The sequence below is a fragment of the Rhodanobacter sp. C06 genome, assembly GCF_002001105.1.
In the GTDB taxonomy this organism is placed as follows: Bacteria; Pseudomonadota; Gammaproteobacteria; order Xanthomonadales; family Rhodanobacteraceae; genus Rhodanobacter_A.
Genome location: NZ_MUNP01000068.1, coordinates 23,322 through 45,776, shown reverse-complemented (window position 1 = coordinate 45,776; position 22,455 = coordinate 23,322). Strand labels below are relative to the sequence as shown.

Below are 22,455 nucleotides of genomic sequence, written 5' to 3'. Positions count from 1 at the left end.
ATTCGATGACCTTTGCCGCGGCCGATCCGTCCGGCCCTCCACGGGGATGACGAACGGAAGCCTTGCAAATCGACACGGTTCCGCCGGCGCCCGGCGACGGGCAACGGCGGGTGTCCGGCGCCCGTCGGAGCGGACTCCCGCACCGGTGAACCGGACACGGCAAGTCGCCCACCCGGCGAGGGCCGCTTCGAGCCGCAAGGGACCGCGTGGACTCAAGGCTCCGGGGCCGGCCATGCGAGGTATTGAACAGGACCCGGGGAGCAGGCAGGCTGATCGGTGCGCCAACTTCGAAGCCACGGAGTCGCCCGATGCCGAATCGTCTGATTGCAGCCTCGCTTGCCGCCATTCTCGGCCTTGCGACTCCCGCACGGCCGTGCCTGGCGGCTGACGCGCCACCCGCCGCGCACTGCAGCACGCCGGTCTACCGGGAGTTCGACTTCTGGCTGGGCGACTGGGACACCTATCGGGTGGACTCCACCGGCAAGGTACCGACCGGGGCGCCGTCGGTGGCGCGCAACCTGGTCACGGCCATCCTCGGCGGCTGCGTGCTGCACGAGACCTACCGGCGCTCGGACGGCTACAACGGCGAGAGCTTCACCATCTACGACACCACGCGCCACGTCTGGCACCAGAGCTGGGTAACCAACGAGGGCGAGCTGCTGGTGGCCGAAGGCGGGCGGCGCGGCAAGTCCATCGTGTTGACCGGCAGCAGCCGCGACGCGCAGGGCGCCCAACTGCTGAAGGTGAGCTGGACACCGCAAGGCGACGGTGTGCGCGAGACCGCGCTCCAGTCGCGCGACGACGGCAAGAGCTGGACGCCGCTGTTCGACATCCTGTTCCGCCCGCATTCGCACTGAACCGCTAGACTGGTCGGCATGGACTACGCCATCACACCGCCTCCCCAGCCAAGCCTGCCGATCCAGGGCAGCGCGCTGCGCTTCCCGGTCCGCCGCATCTTCTGCATCGGTCGCAACTACGCCGAGCACGCCAAGGAAATGGGCGCCGCGGTGGAGGCCGGCCGGCCGATGTTCTTCTGCAAGCCGGCCGACGCGGTAGTCGCCGACGGCGCCGACGTGCCCTACCCCTCCGCCACGGCCGACCTGCACCACGAGGTGGAGATGGTGTTGGCGCTGGGCGCGGGCGGCCACGACGTGCCGGTGGAGCGTGCCGCCGCGCTGGTCTGGGGCGTGGGCGTGGGGCTGGACCTCACCCGCCGCGACCTGCAGGCGCAGGCCAAGGCCAAGGGCCACCCTTGGGACGTGGCCAAGGCTTTCGACCATTCCGCGCCGGTGTCGGCGCTGCATCCGCTGGCCGGCAGCCTGCCCGGCCCCGATACCGGCCTGCGCCTCCACGTGAACGGCACGCTACGCCAGCAGGCGCGGCTGGGCGAGATGATCCACGACGTACCGCATATCCTCGCCGCGCTCTCCACCCTGTTCGAGCTGAAACCGGGCGATCTGGTGTTCACCGGCACCCCGGCCGGCGTGGCCGCGCTGGCGCGCGGCGACCACTTCCATGCCGAGCTGAACGGCATCGCCACGCTGGATGGGCGCATCGCCTGAGCCGTCGCAAGATTCTGCCGCCTGCGTTCATTCCGCGACTGCAGGTGCTGCGCTAGAGTCCCCTCGCCATCCGGCATACCAATCGGGGAGAAGATCCATGGGCATGATGCAGGAGTTCAAGGCGTTCGCCATGCGCGGCAACGTGATGGACATGGCCGTCGGTATCGTGATCGGCGGCGCGTTCGGCAAGATCGTCAGCTCGCTCGTCAGCGACGTGATCATGCCGCCGATTGGCGTGATCACCGGCGGCATCGACTTCTCCGCCATGAAATGGGTACTCAAGCCCGGCGACGACAGCGACCCCAAGCACAAGATCGCCGAGGTCGCGATCAACTACGGCACCTTCATCAATACCATCATCACCTTCATCATCATCGCGTTCGCGATCTTCATGGTGATCAAGCTGATGAACCGGATGCAGAAGAAGCAGGAAGAGGCTCCCGCGGCGCCGCCAGCCGACGTGGCCCTGCTCACCGAGATCCGCGACCTGCTGAAGAACAAGCCCTGACGCACGCGTCGCCCCGAAGGCCGGGCGCCGCAAGGCGCCCGGCCTTCGCGTTCCTGCACGGCACGACTTCCGGCCTGTGCGACCCGGGGACGCCGCTGCATAATCGGGAACCCGCCCTCAGGAGTCCCCGCATGCGCCGTCTTCCGCTCACTCTGCTCGCCGCCAGCCTGCTGCTCGCGGCCGGCACCGCCAGCGCCGCCGATACCGCCATCCCCGCCACGGCCGTAAAGACGGCCGAACAGCTGCACGACCGGGCACTCGACGACGGCACCGCCTATGCCGTGCTGAAGTCGCTGACCACCGAGGTGGGCCCGCGCCTGGCCGGCAGCGAGGCCGACCAGCGCGCCCGTGACTGGGCGGTGGCGAAGTTCAAGGCGCTGGGCTTCGACAAGGTCTATGTGGAGCCGGTGACCTATCCCAAGTGGGTGCGCCGCCACGAGAGCGGTGCCATCGTGGCGCCGTTCCCGCAGCCCTTCGTGCTCACCGCGCTGGGCTATTCGCCAGGCACGCCCGCGGGCGGACTCACCGCACAGGTGGTCGGCTTCGACAGCCTCGCCGCGCTGAAGGCCGCCGACCCGGCCACGATCAAGGGCAAGATCGTCTACGTGGGCTTCCGCATGCAGCGCCACCAGGACGGCCACGACTACGGCATGGGCTCGATGGTGCGTGTGGCCGGCCCGGTGATTGCCGCCGAAAAGGGCGCCGCCGGGTATCTCTTGCGCTCGGCCGGCACCGACGCGCACCAGCGCATCGCCCATACCGGCGTCACCGGCTTCAAGCCCGGTGACAAAGCGATCCCCGCTGCCGCGCTCTCCAACCCCGATGCCGACCAGCTCGAACGCGCGCTGGCCTACGGCAAGCCGGTGACGGTGAAGCTCGACCTCGACTGCGGTTTCGACGGCGAATACACCGGCGCCAACGTGATCGGCGAGATCACCGGCCGCAAGCATCCCGACCAGGTCGTCGCCATCGGCGGGCATCTGGATTCCTGGGACCCGGGCACCGGCGCGATCGACGACGGCGCCGGCGTCGCCATCTCGATGGCCGCCGCCAAGTTGATCCACGACCTGCCGCAGCGCCCCGACCGCACCATCCGCGTGATCGCCTTCGCGAACGAGGAGATGGGCCTGTGGGGTGCCCGCGCCTACGCCGACAGGCATGCGAAGTACGTGTCCAAGTTCATGCTCGGCACCGACTCCGACCTCGGCGCCGGCAAGGTCTACCGCATGAGCGCCAGCGTGGCGCCCTATGCGCGACCAGCCATGGCGCAGATCGCCGATGTGCTGAAGCCGCTGGGCGTGGCCTACGACGCCAGCCGGCCGGGCGGCGGCGGCTCCGACCTCGGCTCCATGCACGCCAAGGGCATGGCCGCGCTCACCCTCGACCAGGACGCCACGCACTACTTCGACTGGCACCACACCAGCAATGACACGCTGGACAAGGTCGACCCGCAGGAACTGGCGCAGAACGTGGCAGTCTACGCGGCGTGGTCGTACATGGCGGCGCAGGCCGACGGCGATTTCGGCTCCGCGCCTAGCGCGTTCGCGGGGGACGGCGCCGAGGACTGACATCGGCGACGGCACGCGGAAGCGAAAGAGGCGGCTCACGGGCCGCCTCTTTCGTCATGGCGCCGGCAAGCTCTCCGTCGCCGGCTTGCGCTTGCTCCCGAACCGCTGCTGCAGCCGGTCCATGTACAGGTAGATCACCGGCGTGAGGTACAGGGTGAGCACCTGCGACACCACCAGGCCGCCCACCACGGCCAAGCCCAGCGGGCGGCGCGAGGAGGCGCCGGCGCCGATGCCCAGCGCGATCGGCAAGGTGCCGGCGAACGCCGCCATCGTCGTCATCATGATCGGGCGGAAGCGCACGTGGCAGGCTTCCACGATGGCCTCGGCGGGCGACATGCCTTCCACGCGCTGCCGCTCCAGCGCGAAGTCGATCAGCATGATCGCGTTCTTCTTCACGATGCCGATCAGCATCACGATGCCGACGAAGGAGAACAAATCCAGCGGCGCGCGGAACAGCATCAAGGTGAGCAGCGCGCCCACACCCGCCGCGGGCAGGCCGGAGAGGATGGTGAGCGGATGGATGAAGCTTTCGTACAGGATGCCCAGCACCAGGTAGATCACGAACAACGCCAGCACCAGCAACAGGCCCATGCCCTGCATCGACTGCTCGAAGGCCTGCGCGGTGCCCTGCACGCTGCCGGTGATGGATGCCGGCAGGTCGAGCTTGCGCATCGCGCCGTCGATCTCGCCCACCGCCTGGCTGAGGCTGACGCCCGGCGCGAGGTTGAACGAGATGGTCACCGCCGGCAGCTCGCCCTGGTGGTTCACGGTGAGCGGCTGCGCCTTGCGCTCGAAACTGGCGACCGTGCTCAGCGGCACCAGGGTGCCGGCGTTCGAGGTGACGTAGAGCTGCGACAGGATCGCCGGGTCGTTCTGCAACGCATACCTCACCTGCAGGATCACCCAGTACTGCGTGGCCGCGCCGTAGATCGTCGACACCTGGCCCTCGCCGAACGCGGTGCCCAGCGCGTTCTGCACCTGGCGCATGCTGAGGCCCAGTGGCGCCAGCTTGGAGCGGTCCACCTTGACGTCGATCGCCGGGCCGTTGAGGTCGAGGTCGCTGGTGACGTCCTGGAAGCCCGGCAGTTGCGCGAACGCGGCGAGCACCTTGCCCGACTCGGCGTACAACGTGTCCAGATCGGTGGACTGCAAGGTGTACTGGTACTGCGCCTTCGACGCGCGACCGCCTACCTGGATCGCCGGCGGGTTCTGCACGTAGGCGCGGATGCCCGGCACCTTGGCGAACTTCGCCCGCAGCTCCTGCATGATCTGGTCGGGGTCGAGCGGGCGCTCGTTCGCGGGCTTCAGCCGCATGAAGATCGAGCCGTTGTTGGTGGTGGTGCGCGAGCCGCCCGAGCCCACCGAGGACATGTAGGCCGCGATGTTCGGATCCTCGCCCACGATGGCCGCCAGCTGCTGCTGGCGCGCGCTCATGCCGGCGATGGAAATGTCGTCCGGCCCCTCGGTGTTGACGAACAGCTGGCCGGTATCGCCGGCGGGGATGAAATCCTTGTTCACCACCGCGAACAGCACGGCCGTGGCGACGAGGCTCGCGAAGAACACGCCCAGCACCGTGCGCGGATGCGCCACCGCCCATCCCAGCGAGCGGTTGTAGCCGTCGCGCACATGGTTGAAGCCGCGATCGAAGGCCAGCGCCACGCGCGATTTCTGCTCGTGCTCGGCGTGCTTCACGAAACGGCTGCACAGCATCGGCGTGAGCGTGATCGAGACGAAACCGGAGATCAGGATCGCGGTGGAGATGACCACCGCGAACTCGTGGAACAGCCGGCCCACGATGCCGCCCATGAACATCACCGGCAGGAACACCGCCACCAGTGACAGCGTCATCGAGAAGATCGTGAAGCCGATCTCGGCGGAACCCTGGATCGAGGCCTCGTACGGATCCATGCCGGTCTCGACATGGCGCACGATGTTCTCCAGCATCACGATCGCGTCGTCCACCACGAAGCCGACCACCAGGGTCAGCGCGAGCAGCGAGAGGTTGTCGAGGCTGTAGCCCAGCGCATACATCACGCCGAACGTGCCGATCACCGACACCGGCAGCGCCAGCGCGGGGATGAGCGTGGCCGAGGCGTTGCCGAGGAACAGGTAGATCACCAGGATCACCAGCACGCCGGCCAGCAGCAAGGTGTACTGCACGTCGTCCACCGAGGCGCGGATCGAATCGGAACGGTCGTACAGCGTCTCCAACTTGATCGATGGCGGCAGCGTGGCCTGGAACTGCGGGAGCACCGCGCGGATGCGGTCGATCGTGGCCACGGTGTTGGAGCCGGGCTGGCGGTCGATCGCCAGCACCACCGCGCGCTTGCCGTTGAACCAGCTCGCCACCTGGTCGTTCTGCACGCTGTCCGCGGCATGACCGAGCTGCGACAGCGTGACCGGCGCGCCGTTGCGCCACGCCACGATGATGTCGTTGTACGGTGCGGCCTGCTGCAGCTGGCCGTTCGAGCTCACCTGCAGCAGCTGGCGCTCGCCGTTGAGCGAGCCGGTGGCGAGGTTGACGTTGGCATCCGCGATCGCCTGCTGCAGCGTGTCGATGCCGATGCCGTTGGCGGCCAGCTTCGCCGGGTCGACGCTGATGCGCACGGCGTACTTCTGCGAGCCGAACACGCTCACCTGGGCCACGCCCTCCACCATCGACAATTCCTGCGCCAGCCGCGTCTCGCCGTATTCGTCCACGGTGGACAGCGGCAGCGTGTCGGAGCTGAGCGCGAGGTAGAGGATCGCCTTGTCCGCCGGATTCACCTTGCGGAAGGTGGGCGGCGTGGGCATGTTCGTCGGCAGCTGGCGCTGCGCCGCCGAGATCGCGGCCTGCACGTCCTGCGCGGCACCGTCGATGTTGCGGCTGAGGTCGAAGGTCAGCGTGATCGAGGTCGAGCCCAGCGCGCTGGTCGAGGTCATCTGGCTGATGCCGGCGATGGTGGAGAACTGGTTCTCCAGCGGCGTGGCCACGGCGGTGGCCATCGTCTCCGGCGAAGCGCCGGGCAGGCTCGCGCTCACCGAGATGGTGGGAAAGTCCACGTTCGGCAGCTCGTTCACCGGCAGCTTCGGATACGCCGCCACGCCGAACACGATCAGCGCGATCATCAGCAGCGCCGTCATCACTGGCCGGCGGATGCACAGGGCGGGGAGGTTCACAGAGCCGCTCCCTGCTCAAGCATCAAGGCAAAAGGCAGCCCCTCCCAGCCTCCCCCTGCATGCAGAGGGAGGAAATGGCACACGCCCTCGCCGATTCCCCTGCGTGCAGGGAAAGCCAAGCCTTCGCCCCCTCCCCCGCGTGCAGGGGAGGGTTGGGGTGGGGTGCGCTTTCCGATCGCGATGCCCATCACCCCGCCACCACCTGCACCTTCGTGCCATTCGTCAGCAGCATCTGCCCGTCGGTGACCACCTGCTCGCCGCCGGCGAGGCCCTTCTCGATCACGATGCGACCGCCGTTGCTGGTGCCGGCGGTGACCATGCGTTGCTGCGCCGTGCCGTCCGCGCCCACCACGAACACGAAGCTGCCGTTCGGCGAGTTCTGCAACGCCGTCACCGGCACCGTGACCACGTCGTGCAGGCGCGCGGTGGGCAGGGTCACCTGCACGAACTGGCCGGGGGTGAGGCGATCGTCGCCGTTGGCGTAGCTCGCCTTGAGCTGGATCGTGCCGGTGCCGGTGTCCACCGCGTTGTTGATGAAGTCCAGCGTGGCCGGTATCGGCGCCGTGTCCGCGCCCGGCACTTGCACGCTCACCACCAGCTGGCCGCGCGCGGCCGCCGCCTTGATGCCGTCCAGCGCCGACTCCGGCACGGAGAAGGTCAGGTGGATCGGCCGCACCTGGTTGAGCACCACGAGGTTGGTGCTGTTCGCGCTCACCTGCGCGCCGGGATAGACCAGCGGCGCGCCGGCGATGCTATCCACCGGTGCCTTGATCTGCGCGTAGCCGAGCTGGGTCTGCGCCATCTCCACCGCGGCCTGGTCCGCCTTCACCGAGGCGGCGTAGATGCCCACGTTCGCGCGGTAGCCGTCGTAGTCGGTCTTGGCCACGTAGCCCTTGGCCAGCATCGGCGTGTAGCGGCGCAACACCTGTTCGGCATTCGCGAGCTGGGCCTGGTCCTTGGCGAGATTGCCGCGCGCCTGGTCCAGCTGCGCCTGCAGCAGGCTGGGATCGATGCGTGCGATCACCTCGCCTTGGTGCACGCGCCCACCCGGCGTGAACGCGACCGCCTGCAGCTGGCCGCTGACGCGCGACTGCACGGTCACGGTGGAATACGCCTCGGCGTAACCGTTCACCTTCAGTGAGAGATCGAGATCGCCGCGCTCGGCCCGCGCCACCTTCACCGGCACCGCCTGCGCGGCCGCCGGCTTGCCCGGCGCGGCCTTGCCGCGGTCCGACCAGGCGTGCGCGGCCAGCGCCACCACGACCAGCAGCGCCACGGGTTTCTTCCAGGAGATGCGCTGCGGCATGGGGTCTCCGCTGATGGAATGCGAGCTTTCCCGTCGACCGGGGATCCGCGGCGTCAGCCGCCGGGAAATCGGCAGGAACCAAACAGGGAATCAACGCGTCATGCATCGAGGCGTTGACTGTCGCGACATATTTTGCCCCGGACCGGCGCCGCGCCGGACACGACGATCGGCACTTGCCGGCGACGCCGGTTGCGGCGAATGCATAGCGCCTACGGCTGGCCGGCCAGCGGCGGCTCGGTCGCTTCCAGCGCCTGCAGGTTCTCCTTGATCCGGCCGATCACTTCCAGCGCCTGCTTCAGCTCGTCGTACTCGATGCCCCGGGTGGCCTCGCCGCGCAGCCCGCGCGCGATCCGCTCCATGTCGTCCACCACGTCATGCGCCTGCGCGGTGACGTACAGCCGCCATGCACGGCGATCCTTGGGATCGGGCCGGCGCTCCACGAAGCCGGCCGCCTGCAGGCGATCGATCACCCGGCCCACCGCGATCGGCTCCATCTCCAGCGCCTCGGCCAGTTCGTTCTGGCGCATGCCCTCGCGGTAGTACAGCATCTTGGTGGCGCGCCATTGCGCACGGGTGAGGCCGAATTTCACCGCGCGCCGGTCGAAGTGCTTGCGGAACAGCAAGGTCACGTCGTTCAGCAGGTAACCGAAGGAAAGCTCTTCCGTTTTCGCCATGATGGTTGCAACCTCGCCGTCACATGCCTCAAGCATAAGCCGAAGCGCCCGTCGCCATGCTGATCTCAGTCATCACCGCCGATATCACCGCCCTGGCCGTCGACGCCATCGTCAACGCGGCGAACGAGACCTTGCTGGGCGGCGGTGGGCAAGCAGCGGCGCTTGCGCGAGTCCGGTGGACTCGCGCGCCGCGGCGAGCGCCGGAGGCAGGATGCCGCAGGCCGGGTTGCTTGGCGAGCGAGGGACCGCGAGCCTAGCAACGACTCGACTCCGCTTCCTCGATCTCCCATGCCCATTGCCGTCATCACCGCGGATATCACTACCCTCGCCGTCGGCGCCATCGTCAACGCGGCGAACGAGACCTTGCTGGGCGGCGGTGGAGTCGACGGCGCGATCCACCGCGCCGCCGGCCCCGCGCTGCTGGAGGCTTGCCGGGCGCTGCCGCCCGTCGCGCCCGGCGTGCGCTGCCCCACCGGCGAGGCGCGCATCACGCCCGGCTTCGCGCTGCCGGCGCGCTGGGTGATCCATACCGTGGGGCCGGTCTGGCACGGCGGCGACCGCGGCGAGGCGGCGTTGCTGGCAAGCTGCCATCGCAACGCGCTGCGCCTCGCGCGCGAGCACGGCTTGCGCCGCATCGCGTTCCCCGCGATCAGCTGCGGCGTGTACGGCTACCCCGCACCGCTGGCGGCCAGGGTCGCGCTGGGCACGCTGCGCGAGGAATTGGCCACGCATCCGGATTTCGAGCTCATTCTGTGCTGCTTCGGCGAACCGATGCACGCAGTGTTCCAAGCGGCGCTTGACGACGAAGCGTAGGAGCGGCTTCAGCCGCGACTGGCGGCAGGGAATCGCGGCTGAAGCCGCTCCTACAGCCGTTCCTACGGCCGCTCCTGCAGCTGCTCCAATTGCAACCACTCCTACAGCTTGAACGGATACAGCGGCGGCAAGCTGCCGTCATCGGCCTTCTCTGTCGCGCGCCACGCGAAGCCGTGCTTGAAAACCTTGGCGAGATCGTCGCCGCCTGCGGCCGCCGGAGCAGGGGCGCCATAGCAGCGATGCTGCAATTCGGCCAGCGCGCGCCGTTGCGCCTCGTCTGCCAGCGCGGCGTGCAGCGCGCCGGGATGCTGGATCGCCGGTCGCTCCGCCTGCGCCCACGCCAACAGGCCGCGCAGTTGCGCCCCCGCATCGCGGCCGCGCGCCGCCGCGAGGAAAGCCTGGCGCACACGGCGCACGGATTCGGCAGCCCCACTGCCCGCTGCAAGCATGGCGGGACCCTGCGCCGCACGCCGACGCCACAGCCACCATGCCAGCACGCTGAGCAGCCACAGCAGCAGGCTGGCCAGCGCGATCCAGCGCCACATCACATCGTGCGGCATGGCGTTCGACGATGCCGCAGCAACCGACCCCGGCGCAGCCGGAGCCGACGAAGAGGCGGGCGACGCACTTGCGCCGGCTGCGGGCGGCACGGCCGCCGCACCGACTGCCGGCAGCACGGTGATGCTGTGCGCGGGAATCTCGGCGGTCTGTTCCTGCCCGGTGTCCACGTCGAACCAGCGCAGCGTGGTGGCAGGGAGGGTCAACGTGCCGGCCTGCTCGGGCACCACCGCGAATGCGCGCTGGCGGCTGCCCACCAGCCACGGACCGTCGTTGGCGGTGGCGGTCGCCGGCTGGTCCGGATACACCGTGGCGCCCCGCAGCGTGGGCAGGCTCAGTACCGGCAGCGTCTCGAACGGCAGGCCGGTGGCGCTGAGCTTCATCACGAGGTTGATCGGCTGGCCCACGCGCACCGACGTGTTTGCATCGGGCCAGCCGGAAAGCGTGAGGCTGAGCGCGCGCGCCGGCAGCCACGCCGACTTGCCCCAGTCCGCCGGCGCCGCCTGCACCGGCACCGCGAGCGCGGGCGCACTGGCCGATACCGGCGTGCCCGCGCCGAAGAAGCTGTCGGGGTCGCTGGGATCCAGCGCCTCGCCCTGGAAGCCCAGCGCGGGAATCGCCAGCGTGCCGGCATGCTGCGGCACCAGCGCATAACGCCGCTCGATCACGTGGTACTGGCGACCGCCACGCACCGCGTCGTAGCGCAGGTCGCCCCCGACCTGGCTGAGCTGCACGCCATCGATCTGCGGCGTGTCCAGCGAACCGCTGCTGATGTTGCCGCTGTAGTAGAGCCGCACCACGTAGCTGAGCTGCTGTCCTACCCAGGCCCGCCGCGGCACGACCTCGGCCTCCATGAACAGGCTCTTGTGCATGGTGGCGGCCGCGGCCGGATTCGGTGCATCGACCTCGACCGTGAGCGGCGTGGTCTGCGCACCGGCCACCGTGAGCGAGGGAATCGTGAGCGTGCCCGCATGCTTGGGCCGCAGCACCACGCCGATCACCAGCTCGGCGCTGCGCTTGCCGTTGACGATGCTGAGACTGCTGCTCTGCGAGCGACCGAGGATGTCGAAGTCCTGCTGCAGCGGACTGAGGTCGGGCATCGCCACGTTGCCGCCGCCGTCGACGTGCAGGTTCAGCGTCACCGTCTCGCCCAGCTGCATGCTGCTGCGATCCAGCGTGGCCTGCACGCCGGCGGCGTGCGCCAGCACCGGCAGCAGCAGACACAGCAGCAGGATGAGCCCTTGAAGAGTGCGGCCATGGATGGCCGCCCGTTTGATCTCCGCGGTCAGGGACGAACGGAAAACTTGAAGAGTGCGGCCAGGGATGGCCGCCCATTTGATCTTCGCGATCATGGACGAGCGCAAAAATAAAGACATCACGGCCCATCCTCGTCGGGTATGCCGCCGTGGCGGCGCTGGTATTCCAGCTCGAACTTGCGGCGCAGCAGCGCACCCGGATCGTCGGGCACGCGCTGCAAGGCCTGGCGCAAGTCGGCTGGCAGTTTCGACTGCGGATCGTCGGCGCCGTCCGCACCGAGCTGATGCGTGGGCGACTGTTTCGTCGCCGAGTGACCGGCGGCACCCAGCTCCTTGTCCAACTGCTGCTTCAGTGCCTGCTGCGCCTTCGCGGCCTGCGCCTGTTGCGCGGCCTGCTGTTCGGGCGTGGGCTGCGACTTGTCCGGTGACGTGGCGGACCGGTCCGAAGACTTCCCTTCGGTCGACTTCGATGGGTCTTGCGGCGATTGGCCCGCACCGTTCGGCGCGTCCTGCGGCTTCTGCGACTGCGCCGAGTTGTTGTCTTGTGGCGAAGACTGGCCGGACTCGCCGCTGTTCTTGTCCTGTTCGTTCTTGTCCCGTTCGTTTTTGTCCCGACCATTCCGGCCCTGCTGGTCCTTGCTCTGCCCACTGTCGCCTCCCTGCCCTTGCGACGAAGACGGACCTCCTTGCTTCTGCTGCTGCGGCGACGACTGCTTCTGCGGCGGCTGCTTGCGCAGCCAGTCCTCGACGGCCTGCCGGTTCGCCTGCGCGTCGGCGTTCGCGGGATCGAGCTGCAGCGCGTGGTCGTAGGCCTTGATCGCATCCTCATACTTGCCTTCGCGTGCCAGTGCATTGCCGAGGTTGTAGGCCGCGTCGCCGCCCGACGCTTCATGCAGCGCCCGCGCGGCGGCGGCATAGTCGCCCGCGCGGTAAGCCGCCGCGCCACGCCACGCCGGATCCTTCGCCAGCTGCATCGCCTGTTTTGCGTCGCCCTGCTTCAGCGCGGCGGCCGCCTGCTGGTCGCGGCGTTGCCACAGGTCGCGCCAGCTCGCAGCATGCGCGGTGCCGGGCAGCATCGGCAACAGCACCAGCGGCAACAGCAGCAGCCAGCCGCGGCGGAACGCCAGCGCCGCCAGCGGCAGCAGGAGCAGCAGCAGCCAGGGACCGCGGTCCTGCCATTCGTCGCCAAGCTGGCCCTGCGCCGCTTGCGTGGAACCCGCGCGCAACTCGCCCTTGAGCACTGCGACGTCGCCATCGTCCGCGCTCATGGCCACGTAGCGGCCGCCGCCCGCCGCGGCCACGGCGGCCAGCGCCGCATCGTCGCGGCCAGCCAGTTGCAGATCGCCCTTCGCATCGTGCAGGAAGCCGCCGCCGGGCAGCGCCACCGGCGCGCCGTGCACCGTGCCCACGCCGAGCACGGAGACACGTACGCCTTCGCTGCGCGCCTGGCGGGCGGCAGCCTGCGCCGCCGTGCCCGCGCTATCGGCGATCAGCACCAGCGAACCGCCACCGACTTTGGCGTCGCGTATCAGCGCCGCGCCGCGTGCGATCGCCGCCGCCGCGTTGTCGCCGTCCGCCGGCATGATGTCCGGTGCCATCGCATCGAGCAGCGTGCCGAGACTGTGCACGTCGGAGGTGAGCGGCGCCACCACGAAGGCCTCGCCGGCGTAGCCCACCAGCGCGTTGAGGCCATCATGGTTCGCCGTCAGCAGGTCGTGCGCCTTGAAGCGCGCGCGATCGATGCGGCTGGGCGCCACGTCGTGCGACAGCATGCGCTGCGACAGCGAGATCGCCACCACCTGGGCGGCGCGGCTCGCGTAAAGCGGCTGTTCGACGCGACTCCACGCGGGCCCTGCCAGCGCCAGCACGGCCAGCAGCCAGGCCAGCGCGAGCAGCCCCAGCGGCAGGCGTTGCTGCGTGGATCGCCCCTGCAACAGCGACGGCAGCAGTTCCACATCGACCAGCCGCGACAAGGCCTGCAGGCCGCGGCTGCGACGGGACGCCTGCCACAGTAGCCACGGCAGCACGACCAATGCGCACAGCCACCAGGGCCGGAGGAAATGGAGCTGGGCCAGCGCCGCGCTCATGCCGCCGCCTCCGCCGGCCGCCAGCGTGGCAGCGCGGCGAGCAGCCACAGCAGCAGTGCGGCGGCGAGCGGCCAGGTGAACCACTCCTTGCGCGGCCGCAGCGTCGGACCGTGCTGCGGCATCGGTTCAAGCGCATCGATGGCGCGGTAGGCATCGGCGAGCTGGTCGCTGTCGGTGGCGCGGAAGAAACGACCGCCGGTCTCGTCGGCGATCTTCGTCAACATCCCGGCGTCGAGGTCGGCGGAAGGGTTGACGACCTGGCTGCCGAAGAAGCCCGGCACGCGCATGCGGGTGGCGCCGATGCCCACGGTGTAGATGCGCACGCCGGCCGCCTTGGCGGCGCGCGCAGCTTCGAGCGGCGTGATGCTGCCGGCGTTGTTGACGCCGTCGGTGAGCAGCACCAGCACGCGCGCCTGCTCGGGCAAGGCGGACAGTCGCTTCACCGCGATCGCGATCGCATCGCCGATCGCCGTCTCGGTGCCGGCCAGGCCCACCGCCGCACCCTGCAGCTGCGCGCGTACCGCATCGAGATCCCAGGTGAGTGGTGTGACCAGGAAGGCCTGGCTGCCGAACAGGATCAGGCCCATCTCGTCGCCACGGCGGCGGTCGATGAAGTTGCCGGCGATCGCCTTCACCGCGCCGAAGCGGCTCACCGGCTGGCCGGCCAGTTCCATGTCCGGCGTGCGCATGCTGCCGGAGAGATCCACCGCGAGGAACAAGGCACGACCGCTGCGCTGCTGCGCCTGCGGCGGTCCCACCCACTGCGGACGCGCCGCTGCGGCCACCAGGCACAGCCACGCCAGCGCCAGCAGCCAGGGCGTGAAGCTGCGCACCGTGCCGCCGGTGGCGTCGGCAAGGCGCAGGCCCGGCTGCGGCAGGTGCAGCGCCTGCCCCGGCGTGACGGGCGGCAGCATGCGTCGCAGCAGCCAAGGCAAGGGCAGCAGCAGGAACAACCAGGGCCAGGCGAACTCAAACATGCCCCGGCTCCGATGCCGCGCGTTTCCACGCGTGCGGCCTGGCGGCGGTGTGCAGCCAGACCCGCGCTGCAGCAAGTGCGGCCTGGGCGTCGAACGTACCGCGCGGGCGATACATCGCCGACTCCAGCGCGGCAAGCCGGGCGAGCATTGCGGGCCGCACCGGTACCCGCGCCAGCGTGGCCTGCCACGCTGCACCGCGCTGTTGCGTCGCCGCGCCATCATGGATGCGCGCCACCCGACGCAGCAGTTGCTGCAGCGAGGCCGCCAGCACGACATCGTCGCCATCGCGCGCATGGCGCTGCGCGTGTCGATCCAGTTCGCCCAGCCACTGCCGGCGCCGCTGCCGCAGGCGGCGTTGACGCCGCCACAGCCACGCCAGCACCACGCCGGCCAGCAAGGCCAGCACCGCGAGCAGCCACCAGCCCGGCGCGGGTGGCCACCACGGCGGCGCGGGCGGCAGGTGGATGTCGCGCAGCAGCGGGCCGGTCGACGCTGGCGGTGACGGCATCATCGCCGCGTCCTCGTCGCGCCGAGCAGTTCGCCCACGGCCGACAGCGGATCGTCGCGCGTGTCGAGCACGCGGCAACGCAAGCCCATGGCGCGCGCCAGCGCCTCCAGCCGCGCCGGCCCCGCACCCAGCGCCTGCTGGAACTCGCGGCGCTGGCGTTCGCCCAGCAGCACCACGTCGCGGCGCTCACCGTCATGCTCCAGCGGATAACGGCCCGCCGGTGGTGGCTCGCGCTCCAGCGCGTCGGCCAGCACCAGCACGCCGACGCCGGCCCGCGTCTTGAGATCAAGCAAGTGCTGCCGCGCCTCGGCATCCGCACTGAAGCCATCACTGAGCAGCAGCACGCGGCTGGCGCCATGCTGCAGCCGGCGCGCTCGCAGCAAGGCGGCGGACAGCGGTTCGGCGTGCTCCGCGGACGGCAGCGCATCCCATTCCGCCAGCGCGCCGCACACTGCCAGCGCGCCGTGCGCACCGCCTTGCGGGCGCAGCAGGCGATCGTGCCCGCCGAAGGCCATCAGGCCCACGCGCTCGCCGGCACGCACCGCCAGCCACGCGGCGACGGCAGCGGCGCGCGCGGCCTGCACCGACTTGAAACGGGCGCGGGTGCCGAAGCGCAGGCTGGCGTGGGTGTCCAGCAGGATCAGCAGGCGCCCCTCGCGTTCCTCCTGGTACAGCTTGGTGTGCAGCTTGCCGCTGCGCGCGGTGAGCCGCCAATCCATCCGGCGCACGTCGTCGCCGGGCTGGTAGGCGCGCGACTCCGCGTAATCCATGCCGCGGCCGTACAGGCGACTGGACTGCTGGCCGCTGCGTTCCGAGCGGCTTTGCACGGAAGCCAGTTTCGCGCGACCGACGCGCGCGCCCAGCGCGATCAGCTCGGCCAGCGACACGCGCGTGCGACCGTCGCCGTCGACGCGATCCGGCAAGGCAGAGTCCACGACCACCCTCACGGCAGCGGCACGAGATCCAGCAGCCGCGCGATCACCTGGTCGCTGCGCACGCCTTCGGCCTCGGCCTCGTAGCTGAGCAGCACGCGATGACGCAGCACCTCGTGCACGATCGCGTGCACGTCCTCGGGCAGCGCGTAGTCGCGCCCAGCCAGCCAGGCCTGCGCGCGGGCGCAGCGGTCCAGCGCGATGGTGGCGCGCGGACTGGCGCCCCAGGCGATCCAGCGCTTCAACTCCGGCCCGTAGCGGCCCGCATCGCGCGTGGCCAGTACCAGCTGGGCGAGGTATTCCTCCAGCGCCGGGGCCATGTGCACCGCCATCGCGGCGTCGCGCGCGGCGAACACCTCGGCTTGGCCGAGCAGGGGCGCCGGCGCGGGCACCGGATGCGCACGCCGGCTGGCCTGCTCGCGGGCAAGCTTGAGGATTGCCAGTTCCGCCTTCGCGTCGGGATAGCCGATGGTGACGTGCAGCAGAAAGCGGTCGAGCTGCGCCTCGGGCAGCGCGAACGTGCCCTCCTGCTCGATCGGGTTCTGCGTGGCCATCACCATGAACAGCTCCGGCAGCGGACGGGTGCTGCGGCCCACGGTGATCTGGCGCTCGGCCATCGCCTCCAGCAGCGCCGACTGCACCTTGGCCGGCGCGCGGTTGATCTCGTCGGCCAGCACGATGTTGTGGAACAGCGGGCCGCGCTCGAACTCGAAGCTGCCGCTCTGCGGGCGGAACACGTCGGTGCCGGTGAGGTCGGCGGGCAGCAGGTCGGGGGTGAACTGCACGCGGTGGAAGTCCGCCTCGATGCGCGCGGCCAGCGCCTTCACCGCAGTGGTCTTGGCCAGGCCCGGCGCGCCTTCCACCAGCAGGTGGCCATCGGCGAGCAGCGCCACCAGCAGGCAGTCGACCAGCTTCGGCTGGCCGATGATGCAGGCCTGCAGCTCGTCGCGCAGCCGTGTGAAGGCTTGCTGCAGGCTGCTGCGGGGCGGCGTTTCGGGCATGTCCATCATGGGGATTCCGGCGTCAGGTCGCCGCTATCGACCGCGGCGGAGCCCGGAAGTTTAGTCGACGGCGCCGGCGCATTCAGGTGCGCAACGCAAAGAGGCGGCCGAAGCCGCCTCTTTGCGCATTGCGCGAACGCGACGCCTTACTGCAGCGAATCGTTGAGGATGCGCGGTGTCACGAAGATCAGCAGTTCCGCCTTGGTGTTGTTCTTGTAGGTATTGCGGAACAGGTAGCCGATGCCCGGAATGTCGCCGAGACCAGGCACCTTGGTGACCGTGTTGCTCTTGTTGATCTCGTAGATGCCACCCAGCACCACGGTCTGGCCGTTGTCGACGAGCACCGAGGTGTTCACCGACTGGGTGTTGATCTGCGGCACCGTGCCGTTCGGCGTGGTGAGGAACTTCGCCAGCGAGTCCTTCTTCACGTTGATCGCGAGGTAGACGCGGTTGTCCGCGGTGATCGTCGGCGTAACCTTGAGCTCCAGCACCGCATCCTTGAACTGCACCGAGGCGGTGGGCGCAGCGGAACCGCCGATGCCGCCCTGGTAGGTGACGTAGCCGATTTCCTGGCCCTGGCGGATCACTGCCTCCTGCTGGTTCGCGGTGACCACGCGCGGGCTGGAGATCACCTCGCCGCGGCCTTCGGTCTGCGCCGCCGACAGCTCCAGGTCCAGTGCGTAGTTCTTGCCGAGGATGGCCAGGCCCAATACCCCCGAGGCCGCCGAATTCGTCACCGGCAGGTTCACGTTGAGGCCGGTACCGCCGCCCAGGGTGGTATTGGCGGTTGAGCTCCCGGAGTTGTTGATGGTGGTACCGCCGCCAGGATTGTTGTACGAGACGGTGGCGGGCGTCGTGCCGTTGTTGCCCAGATTGCTGCCGTTGGCGCCGCCGATCTGCAGCACCTGGCCGCTGGGATTGGTGCGCTGGCCGTTCGCGCCCCACTTCACGCCCAGCTCGCGCGTGAAGTCGTCACTTGCAATCACCACGCGCGACTCGATCAGCACCTGCTGCACCGGTTTGTCCAGCACCGCGACCAACTTGCGGATCTGCTCGGTCTTCTCGGCAGTGTCGTTGAGCAGCAGGGTATTGGTGCGTTCGTCGTAGGAGACGCTGCCGCGCGCGGACAGGAAGCCGCGCGAGACGCCGGCGCCGCCGGCACTTGCGCCGCCCCCGGCATTGCTCTGCTTGCTGTCGGTGGTGAGCAACTTGGCGATGTCGGCCGCCTTGCCGTAGCTGATCGGAATATAGGTGGTGATCAGCGGCGCATTGTCCTCGGACTTCATGCGCGCGGCGGCCACGTCTTCCTCGTACTTGGCCAGCTCCTGTTGCGGTGCCACCCAGATCACGTTGCCGTCGCGGCGCTTGTCCAGGCCCTTGGCGCGCAGGATCACGTCCAGCGCCTGGTCCCAAGGCACGTTCACCAGGCGCAGGGTGATGCTGCCGGTGACGCTGTCGGCCGCCACGATGTTGAGGTGCGAGGTATCAGCGATCAGCTGCAGCACCGAACGCACCGGGATGTCCTGGAAGTTGAAGGTGGCGCGCGTGCCGCTGTAGGCCGGATGCTGGTCCATTGCCGCGAAGGCGCCGCCGTTGGCCTTGTTGTCACCCTTCTTTTGCGCCACCTCGACCACGTACTGGTTGCCTTCCTGGTACGCCGAGGTATCCACCACGCCCTTGGTGGCGATCGTCATCTGCACACCGCCGGCGGCGCCGATGCGAGTGTTGATCGACTGCACCGGAGTGGCGAAGTCCAGCGTATCCAGCCGCTGCGCGAGGTTCGCCGGCACGCTGGCATTGGGGATGCTGACCTCGACCTTGTCGCCGATCGTGCGCATCTGCGCGTCGGCGCCCGGACCGCTGAAGCTGACCAGCACGCGGCCCTGGCCGTTCGCGCCGCGGCGGAAGTCGACGGCGGTGACGCTGAGGCCACCGGTGGCGGTCGCCGGGAGGTGCTTGGACGGATCGATGTTCGCCGCGGTAGTGACGCTGCGCGGCGTCGGCGCCGGGGCGGCCGCGGTCTGCGACGCGCTGCCGTTGGCCACGGTGAGCACGAGGCTGTCGCCCTCGACCGCCGACTGGTACGAGGCCGGACGCATCAACTCCACGATCACCCGGGTACGGTTGCCGGCGGACACCGCCGAGACGCCGGAGGTGGCGCCCTGGCCGATATCCGTGTGCCGCTGGGCGGTGGTGGCGGTGTCGGCGAAGTCGATCGCGATGCGCGCCGGGTTGTCGGTGGTGAAGATGCGCGGCTGCGGCACCGCACCGGCGAAGTTCAGATGCAGCTGCACGCTGCCGCCGGGCAGCGTGGTGTAGCTGATGTCCTTCAGCGTACTGCTGCCGGCAGCCAGCACGGCCTGGCTGAAGCCCACGCCGGCGAGCAGCAGCAACGACAGCAGACAGCGAATGGTGTGGCGCATGACTCGGCCCCGGACGGATTGAATGTGGTTGCTCATTGCATCAGCCCCTGTGTCCCCTATTTATCGCCGAGCGCGATACTGGCCGGACGTTCCATCCAGCCACCATTGCCGTTGGATACCAGTTCAGTCAGATCGATGTGGTCGTCGCTGATGGCGGTGATGCGGCCGTAGTTCTGGCCCATGTATTCGCCACGATGCACCGGATGGATCACGCCACCAGGATCCTTGACCAGCGCCTCGATGCCGGCACCGGCCCCGATCGTGCCGACCATCTTCAGGCTGTCCAGCGCGAACATCTCCAGCGGCTGCTTGGGCCGGTTCTGGTCCGGTCGCGGCCCGCTGGTGGCGACCGACTGTTCCGCGGCGCTGGGACCGAACGGATCGCGCAGATCCTGGTCCGCGTAGGTGAAGGTCTCGAAGGTCTTGATCACCGGCAGCGGCGGGATCGGCGCACCCTTCTTCGCCTTCTGCTGGGCGATCCATTCGCGCAGGTCCGAGGTGCCGCGCGTGCAGCCCCCCAGCAGCAGCACGGCAAGCAGCAGCAGGGCGAGGCGCGACAGCGTCGACGGCTTCATGGCAGTGGACAGCTTCATCACTTGCGCCCCCCTGCCTTGGCCGGATTCTTCTTCGCCTCGGCGGCGGCCTCGTCCTCATCCAGATAGCGGTAGGTCTTCACCGTGCCCTGCAGCACCAGTTGGCCATCGGTGGAGGTGCCGTCCTTGCTTGCGTGCTCGGGCGTCAGCGACACGTCGTGCATGGTCAGGATCACCACACGCGGCAGCGAGGCGACTCCGCTGATGAAGGTGCCGAACTGGTGGTAGGTGCCGACCATCTTCAGCTGGATTGGCTTCTCGGCGTAGAAGTCCTTCGGCACCTCGGGCTGCGGCACGAAGGAATCGACCTGCAGGCCGGCCGACAGCGCGGTCTGCGAAATGTCGATCAGCAGCTCCGGCATCTCTGTCTTGCTGGGCAGCTGGCGCAGCAGCTGGCGCAGCATGTCCTTCATCTCGTCGAGCTGCTGCTGCAGCGCGTCGAGGTTCACCGCCTTGGCCTGCTTGGTGGTGAACTCCTGCCTGAGCTGGGTCTCTTTGCCCACCTGCGAGGCCAGCTCATCCTGCTGGCTGCTGACGTAGAAGTACCAGCCGAGCAGCACCACCAGTCCGAACAGCAGCACGGTGAAGAAGATCTTGACCGACTGCGGCCAGCCACCGATGTTGTTGCGGTCGAGACCACGCAGATCGTCGAGGAGTTTCATGCCTTGGCTCCTCCCTTGACGGCTGCGGCGGCCGGTTTGCTTTCAGGCGCCGGAGCTGCCGCCGGCTTGACGGCAGGCGCGACGGCATGCGCGGGCGGCAGGGAGCCGGGGACGCTGGCGGCATGCGCCGGTGCCGCCGCCGAACCCGCCTCGGCCGGTGCACCAACGGTACCGGCATCGTCCGGCTTGGGCTTGCTCAGCTTCACGCTCACGCCGAAGCCGTAGGGCATGCGTGTGGCGTCGTGGTTGTTGATCGTGCTGCGCAGGTCGACGTGACCCATCCACGGCGACACCTCGATGTTGCGCATGTATTCGGCCACGCTGGCGTTGGATTGCGCCACGCCGTCCAGCGACATGGTGTCGCCGGCCTGCTTGAGTGAGGTGAGGCGCACACTGGAGGGAATCGTCTTCACCAGCTCGTCGAACAGGTGCACCATCTTCGAGCGGTCGGACTGCAGCTGCTCGATGATTTGCTTGCGCGCCAGCAGGTGCTCGCGCACCTTCTCCAGATCCTTGATCTTGTCGATCTTGACGTCGAGCTGCTTGATCTCGCCCTGCAGGATCGCGTTGCGGTCGTTCTGGTTGTCGATGCGCGCGCTCATCCAGATCGCCCACAGCAGCACGAAGCCCAGACCAGCCACGAAGGCGCCGCCGAGCTGGCCGTAGAACTCGCGTTCGCGCAGCTTGCGCCGCTCCGCGCGCCAGGGAAGGAGGTTGACGTGGGCCATCAGTCGAAACTCCTCAGGGCGAGGCCGACCGCGATCATCAGCGCCGGCGCATCCTGGGACAGTGATTGTCCCTGCACCTTCGGCGACATCGACATGCGCGCCAGCGGATTGGCCACCACGCAGGGCACGCCGACGTGCTCCTCGAGCATCGCGGCGATGCCGTCGATGGTGGCGCAGCCGCCGGCCAGCACCACCTGGTCGACCTTGCTGTATTCGCTGCCGGCGAAGAAGAACTGCAGCAGGCGGCTGACCTGCTGCACCAGCGATTCCTTGAACGGTTCCAGCGCCTCGCTGTGGTAGGACTCGGGCAGGCCGCCCTTGCGCTTGGCGCGGCCGGCTTCCTCGTAGGAGAGCCCGTAGCGGCGCATGATCTCGTCGGTGAGCTGCTTGCCGCCGAACACCTGTTCGCGCGAGTAGATCGTGCGCTGGTTGCGCAGCACCGACAGCGTGGTCATGGTCGCGCCCACGTCGACCACCGCGACCAGCGCGTCACGGCCCACGTTGAGCTGGTCGGTGAGCAGGGCGAACGCGTTCTCCATCGCGAACGCCTCCACGTCGACCACCTTGGCGGTGAGGCCACCCAGTTCCAGCGCGGCCACGCGCATGTCCACGTTCTCGGTGCGCGAAGCGGCGAGCAGGATGCTGTTCATCTCGGGGTTGTCGCGCACCGGGCCCAGCACCTCGAAGTCGAGGCTCACCTCGTCGATCGGGTAGGGGATGTACTGGTTCGCCTCGACCTGGATCTGGCCTTCCAGGTCTTCCTCGGAGAGCTCGCTCGGCATCGGGATGATGCGGGTGATCACCGCCGAGCCGGCCACGGCGGCGGAGGCGTGCTTGAGCTTGGAGCCGGAGCGCGCCAGCGCGCGGCGGATCGCCTCGCCCACCGCCTCGACTTCGACGATGTTCTTCTCGACCACGGCGTTCGGCGGCAGCGGCTCGACCGCGTAATGCTCGACGCGGTAGCGCCCGCCCGCCTGGCTGAGCTGCAGCAGCTTGACGGCGGTCGAACTGATGTCGACGCCGATCAGCGCCGGCTTCTTGGGTGTGAAGAGCCCCACGGTGTTTCCCCCTTTGCCCCTGGCGCCAGCGGCCGGATTTCCGACCGATGTGCGCTGGCATTAGATAGAAAATTTAACGTCC

At 69.0% G+C, this 22,455-nt stretch carries 19 protein-coding genes and 1 pseudogene; 6 read left to right on the top strand and 14 right to left on the bottom strand.

Features of this window, described 5'->3' with window-relative positions:
- Positions 1–308 precede the first annotated feature (308 nt).
- The 4 genes from B0E52_RS14735 (at position 309) to B0E52_RS14720 (ending at position 3,638) form a co-directional block, all read left to right on the top strand.
- Entirely contained in the window at positions 309–857 is a 549-nt protein-coding gene (locus B0E52_RS14735) for a hypothetical protein (protein WP_077485040.1), read from the top strand.
- Positions 858–875: 18 nt separating this feature from the next.
- Entirely contained in the window at positions 876–1,562 is a 687-nt protein-coding gene (locus tag B0E52_RS14730) for a fumarylacetoacetate hydrolase family protein (RefSeq protein ID WP_077485038.1), read from the top strand.
- A 97-nt stretch (positions 1,563–1,659) separates the two neighbouring features.
- Complete coding sequence (gene mscL / locus B0E52_RS14725) at positions 1,660–2,070, top strand: large-conductance mechanosensitive channel protein MscL (protein WP_077485036.1); 411 nt, start codon at positions 1,660–1,662, stop codon at positions 2,068–2,070.
- A 131-nt stretch (positions 2,071–2,201) separates the two neighbouring features.
- On the top strand, positions 2,202–3,638 hold the full coding sequence (locus tag B0E52_RS14720; protein WP_077485034.1) for a M20/M25/M40 family metallo-hydrolase: 1,437 nt from the start codon (positions 2,202–2,204) through the stop codon (positions 3,636–3,638).
- A 54-nt stretch (positions 3,639–3,692) separates the two neighbouring features.
- Here the strand turns inward: B0E52_RS14720 and B0E52_RS14715 are convergent, their stop codons facing one another.
- The 3 genes from B0E52_RS14715 to B0E52_RS14705 all read right to left on the bottom strand — a co-directional run bounded on the left by B0E52_RS14715 (position 3,693) and on the right by B0E52_RS14705 (position 8,777).
- Positions 3,693–6,797 (bottom strand): efflux RND transporter permease subunit, encoded by a 3,105-nt coding sequence (locus B0E52_RS14715; RefSeq protein WP_077485032.1) that lies wholly within the window; start codon positions 6,795–6,797, stop codon positions 3,693–3,695.
- Positions 6,798–6,984: 187 nt separating this feature from the next.
- On the bottom strand, positions 6,985–8,103 hold the full coding sequence (locus B0E52_RS14710; RefSeq protein ID WP_077485030.1) for an efflux RND transporter periplasmic adaptor subunit: 1,119 nt from the start codon (positions 8,101–8,103) through the stop codon (positions 6,985–6,987).
- Positions 8,104–8,312: 209 nt separating this feature from the next.
- A complete protein-coding gene (locus B0E52_RS14705; RefSeq protein WP_077485028.1) occupies positions 8,313–8,777 on the bottom strand; it encodes a MarR family transcriptional regulator in 465 nt (154 codons plus the stop codon).
- 56 nt (positions 8,778–8,833) lie between these two features.
- Between B0E52_RS14705 and B0E52_RS18725 the strand changes: the two are divergent.
- A pseudogene (locus tag B0E52_RS18725) lies at positions 8,834–8,926 on the top strand (O-acetyl-ADP-ribose deacetylase); the annotation flags it as partial.
- A 139-nt stretch (positions 8,927–9,065) separates the two neighbouring features.
- Positions 9,066–9,590, top strand: coding sequence for an O-acetyl-ADP-ribose deacetylase (locus B0E52_RS14695; RefSeq protein ID WP_077485026.1), 525 nt, complete (start codon positions 9,066–9,068; stop codon positions 9,588–9,590).
- A gap of 101 nt (positions 9,591–9,691) precedes the next feature.
- On the opposite strand, the gene B0E52_RS14690 is transcribed toward B0E52_RS14695, so the two are convergent.
- The 11 genes from B0E52_RS14690 to B0E52_RS14640 all read right to left on the bottom strand — a co-directional run bounded on the left by B0E52_RS14690 (position 9,692) and on the right by B0E52_RS14640 (position 22,373).
- Positions 9,692–11,500 carry a BatD family protein gene (locus tag B0E52_RS14690; protein ID WP_077485024.1) on the bottom strand — a complete coding sequence of 603 codons (1,809 nt, stop codon included), beginning with the start codon at positions 11,498–11,500 and terminating at the stop codon, positions 9,692–9,694.
- 23 nt (positions 11,501–11,523) lie between these two features.
- Positions 11,524–13,491 (bottom strand): tetratricopeptide repeat protein, encoded by a 1,968-nt coding sequence (locus B0E52_RS14685; RefSeq protein WP_077485062.1) that lies wholly within the window; start codon positions 13,489–13,491, stop codon positions 11,524–11,526.
- Positions 13,488–14,468 carry a VWA domain-containing protein gene (locus tag B0E52_RS14680; protein ID WP_077485022.1) on the bottom strand — a complete coding sequence of 327 codons (981 nt, stop codon included), beginning with the start codon at positions 14,466–14,468 and terminating at the stop codon, positions 13,488–13,490. The genes B0E52_RS14685 and B0E52_RS14680 overlap by 4 nt, the downstream gene beginning before the upstream one ends.
- Positions 14,461–14,979, bottom strand: a complete 519-nt coding sequence (locus B0E52_RS14675) for a DUF4381 family protein (protein ID WP_077485020.1) — start codon at positions 14,977–14,979, stop codon at positions 14,461–14,463. Before B0E52_RS14675 ends, B0E52_RS14680 begins: the two co-directional genes overlap by 8 nt.
- Positions 14,976–15,899 carry a DUF58 domain-containing protein gene (locus B0E52_RS14670; protein WP_254426821.1) on the bottom strand — a complete coding sequence of 308 codons (924 nt, stop codon included), beginning with the start codon at positions 15,897–15,899 and terminating at the stop codon, positions 14,976–14,978. Before B0E52_RS14670 ends, B0E52_RS14675 begins: the two co-directional genes overlap by 4 nt.
- A 20-nt stretch (positions 15,900–15,919) precedes the next feature.
- On the bottom strand, positions 15,920–16,915 hold the full coding sequence (locus B0E52_RS14665) for a MoxR family ATPase (protein WP_077485059.1): 996 nt from the start codon (positions 16,913–16,915) through the stop codon (positions 15,920–15,922).
- Positions 16,916–17,055: 140 nt separating this feature from the next.
- Positions 17,056–19,332 (bottom strand): type IV pilus secretin PilQ, encoded by a 2,277-nt coding sequence (gene pilQ, locus B0E52_RS14660; RefSeq protein WP_077485018.1) that lies wholly within the window; start codon positions 19,330–19,332, stop codon positions 17,056–17,058.
- 56 nt (positions 19,333–19,388) lie between these two features.
- Entirely contained in the window at positions 19,389–19,925 is a 537-nt protein-coding gene (locus B0E52_RS14655; RefSeq protein ID WP_077485016.1) for a pilus assembly protein PilP, read from the bottom strand.
- Entirely contained in the window at positions 19,925–20,587 is a 663-nt protein-coding gene (gene pilO, locus B0E52_RS14650) for a type 4a pilus biogenesis protein PilO (protein ID WP_077485014.1), read from the bottom strand. The genes B0E52_RS14655 and pilO overlap by 1 nt, the downstream gene beginning before the upstream one ends.
- Positions 20,584–21,315 (bottom strand): PilN domain-containing protein, encoded by a 732-nt coding sequence (locus tag B0E52_RS14645; RefSeq protein WP_077485012.1) that lies wholly within the window; start codon positions 21,313–21,315, stop codon positions 20,584–20,586. The genes pilO and B0E52_RS14645 overlap by 4 nt, the downstream gene beginning before the upstream one ends.
- On the bottom strand, positions 21,315–22,373 hold the full coding sequence (locus B0E52_RS14640; protein ID WP_077485010.1) for a pilus assembly protein PilM: 1,059 nt from the start codon (positions 22,371–22,373) through the stop codon (positions 21,315–21,317). The genes B0E52_RS14645 and B0E52_RS14640 overlap by 1 nt, the downstream gene beginning before the upstream one ends.
- Positions 22,374–22,455: the final 82 nt, after the last annotated feature.

What these genes read in the sequence shown, in the direction of transcription:
- B0E52_RS14710 (WP_077485030.1), bottom strand. Translation starts at nt 8,103, where the DNA reads ATGCCGCAGCGCATCTCCTGGAAGAAACCCGTGGCGCTGCTGGTCGTG.
- pilQ (WP_077485018.1), bottom strand. Translation starts at nt 19,332, where the DNA reads ATGCGCCACACCATTCGCTGTCTGCTGTCGTTGCTGCTGCTCGCCGGC.
- B0E52_RS14665 (WP_077485059.1), bottom strand. Translation starts at nt 16,915, where the DNA reads ATGGACATGCCCGAAACGCCGCCCCGCAGCAGCCTGCAGCAAGCCTTC.
- mscL (WP_077485036.1), top strand. Translation starts at nt 1,660, where the DNA reads ATGGGCATGATGCAGGAGTTCAAGGCGTTCGCCATGCGCGGCAACGTG.
- B0E52_RS14720 (WP_077485034.1), top strand. Translation starts at nt 2,202, where the DNA reads ATGCGCCGTCTTCCGCTCACTCTGCTCGCCGCCAGCCTGCTGCTCGCG.
- pilO (WP_077485014.1), bottom strand. Translation starts at nt 20,587, where the DNA reads ATGAAACTCCTCGACGATCTGCGTGGTCTCGACCGCAACAACATCGGT.
- B0E52_RS14675 (WP_077485020.1), bottom strand. Translation starts at nt 14,979, where the DNA reads ATGATGCCGTCACCGCCAGCGTCGACCGGCCCGCTGCTGCGCGACATC.
- B0E52_RS14705 (WP_077485028.1), bottom strand. Translation starts at nt 8,777, where the DNA reads ATGGCGAAAACGGAAGAGCTTTCCTTCGGTTACCTGCTGAACGACGTG.
- B0E52_RS14685 (WP_077485062.1), bottom strand. Translation starts at nt 13,491, where the DNA reads ATGAGCGCGGCGCTGGCCCAGCTCCATTTCCTCCGGCCCTGGTGGCTG.
- B0E52_RS14680 (WP_077485022.1), bottom strand. Translation starts at nt 14,468, where the DNA reads ATGTTTGAGTTCGCCTGGCCCTGGTTGTTCCTGCTGCTGCCCTTGCCT.
- B0E52_RS14690 (WP_077485024.1), bottom strand. Translation starts at nt 11,500, where the DNA reads ATGATCGCGAAGATCAAATGGGCGGCCATCCCTGGCCGCACTCTTCAA.
- B0E52_RS14695 (WP_077485026.1), top strand. Translation starts at nt 9,066, where the DNA reads ATGCCCATTGCCGTCATCACCGCGGATATCACTACCCTCGCCGTCGGC.
- B0E52_RS14645 (WP_077485012.1), bottom strand. Translation starts at nt 21,315, where the DNA reads ATGGCCCACGTCAACCTCCTTCCCTGGCGCGCGGAGCGGCGCAAGCTG.
- B0E52_RS14735 (WP_077485040.1), top strand. Translation starts at nt 309, where the DNA reads ATGCCGAATCGTCTGATTGCAGCCTCGCTTGCCGCCATTCTCGGCCTT.
- B0E52_RS14655 (WP_077485016.1), bottom strand. Translation starts at nt 19,925, where the DNA reads ATGAAGCTGTCCACTGCCATGAAGCCGTCGACGCTGTCGCGCCTCGCC.
- B0E52_RS14730 (WP_077485038.1), top strand. Translation starts at nt 876, where the DNA reads ATGGACTACGCCATCACACCGCCTCCCCAGCCAAGCCTGCCGATCCAG.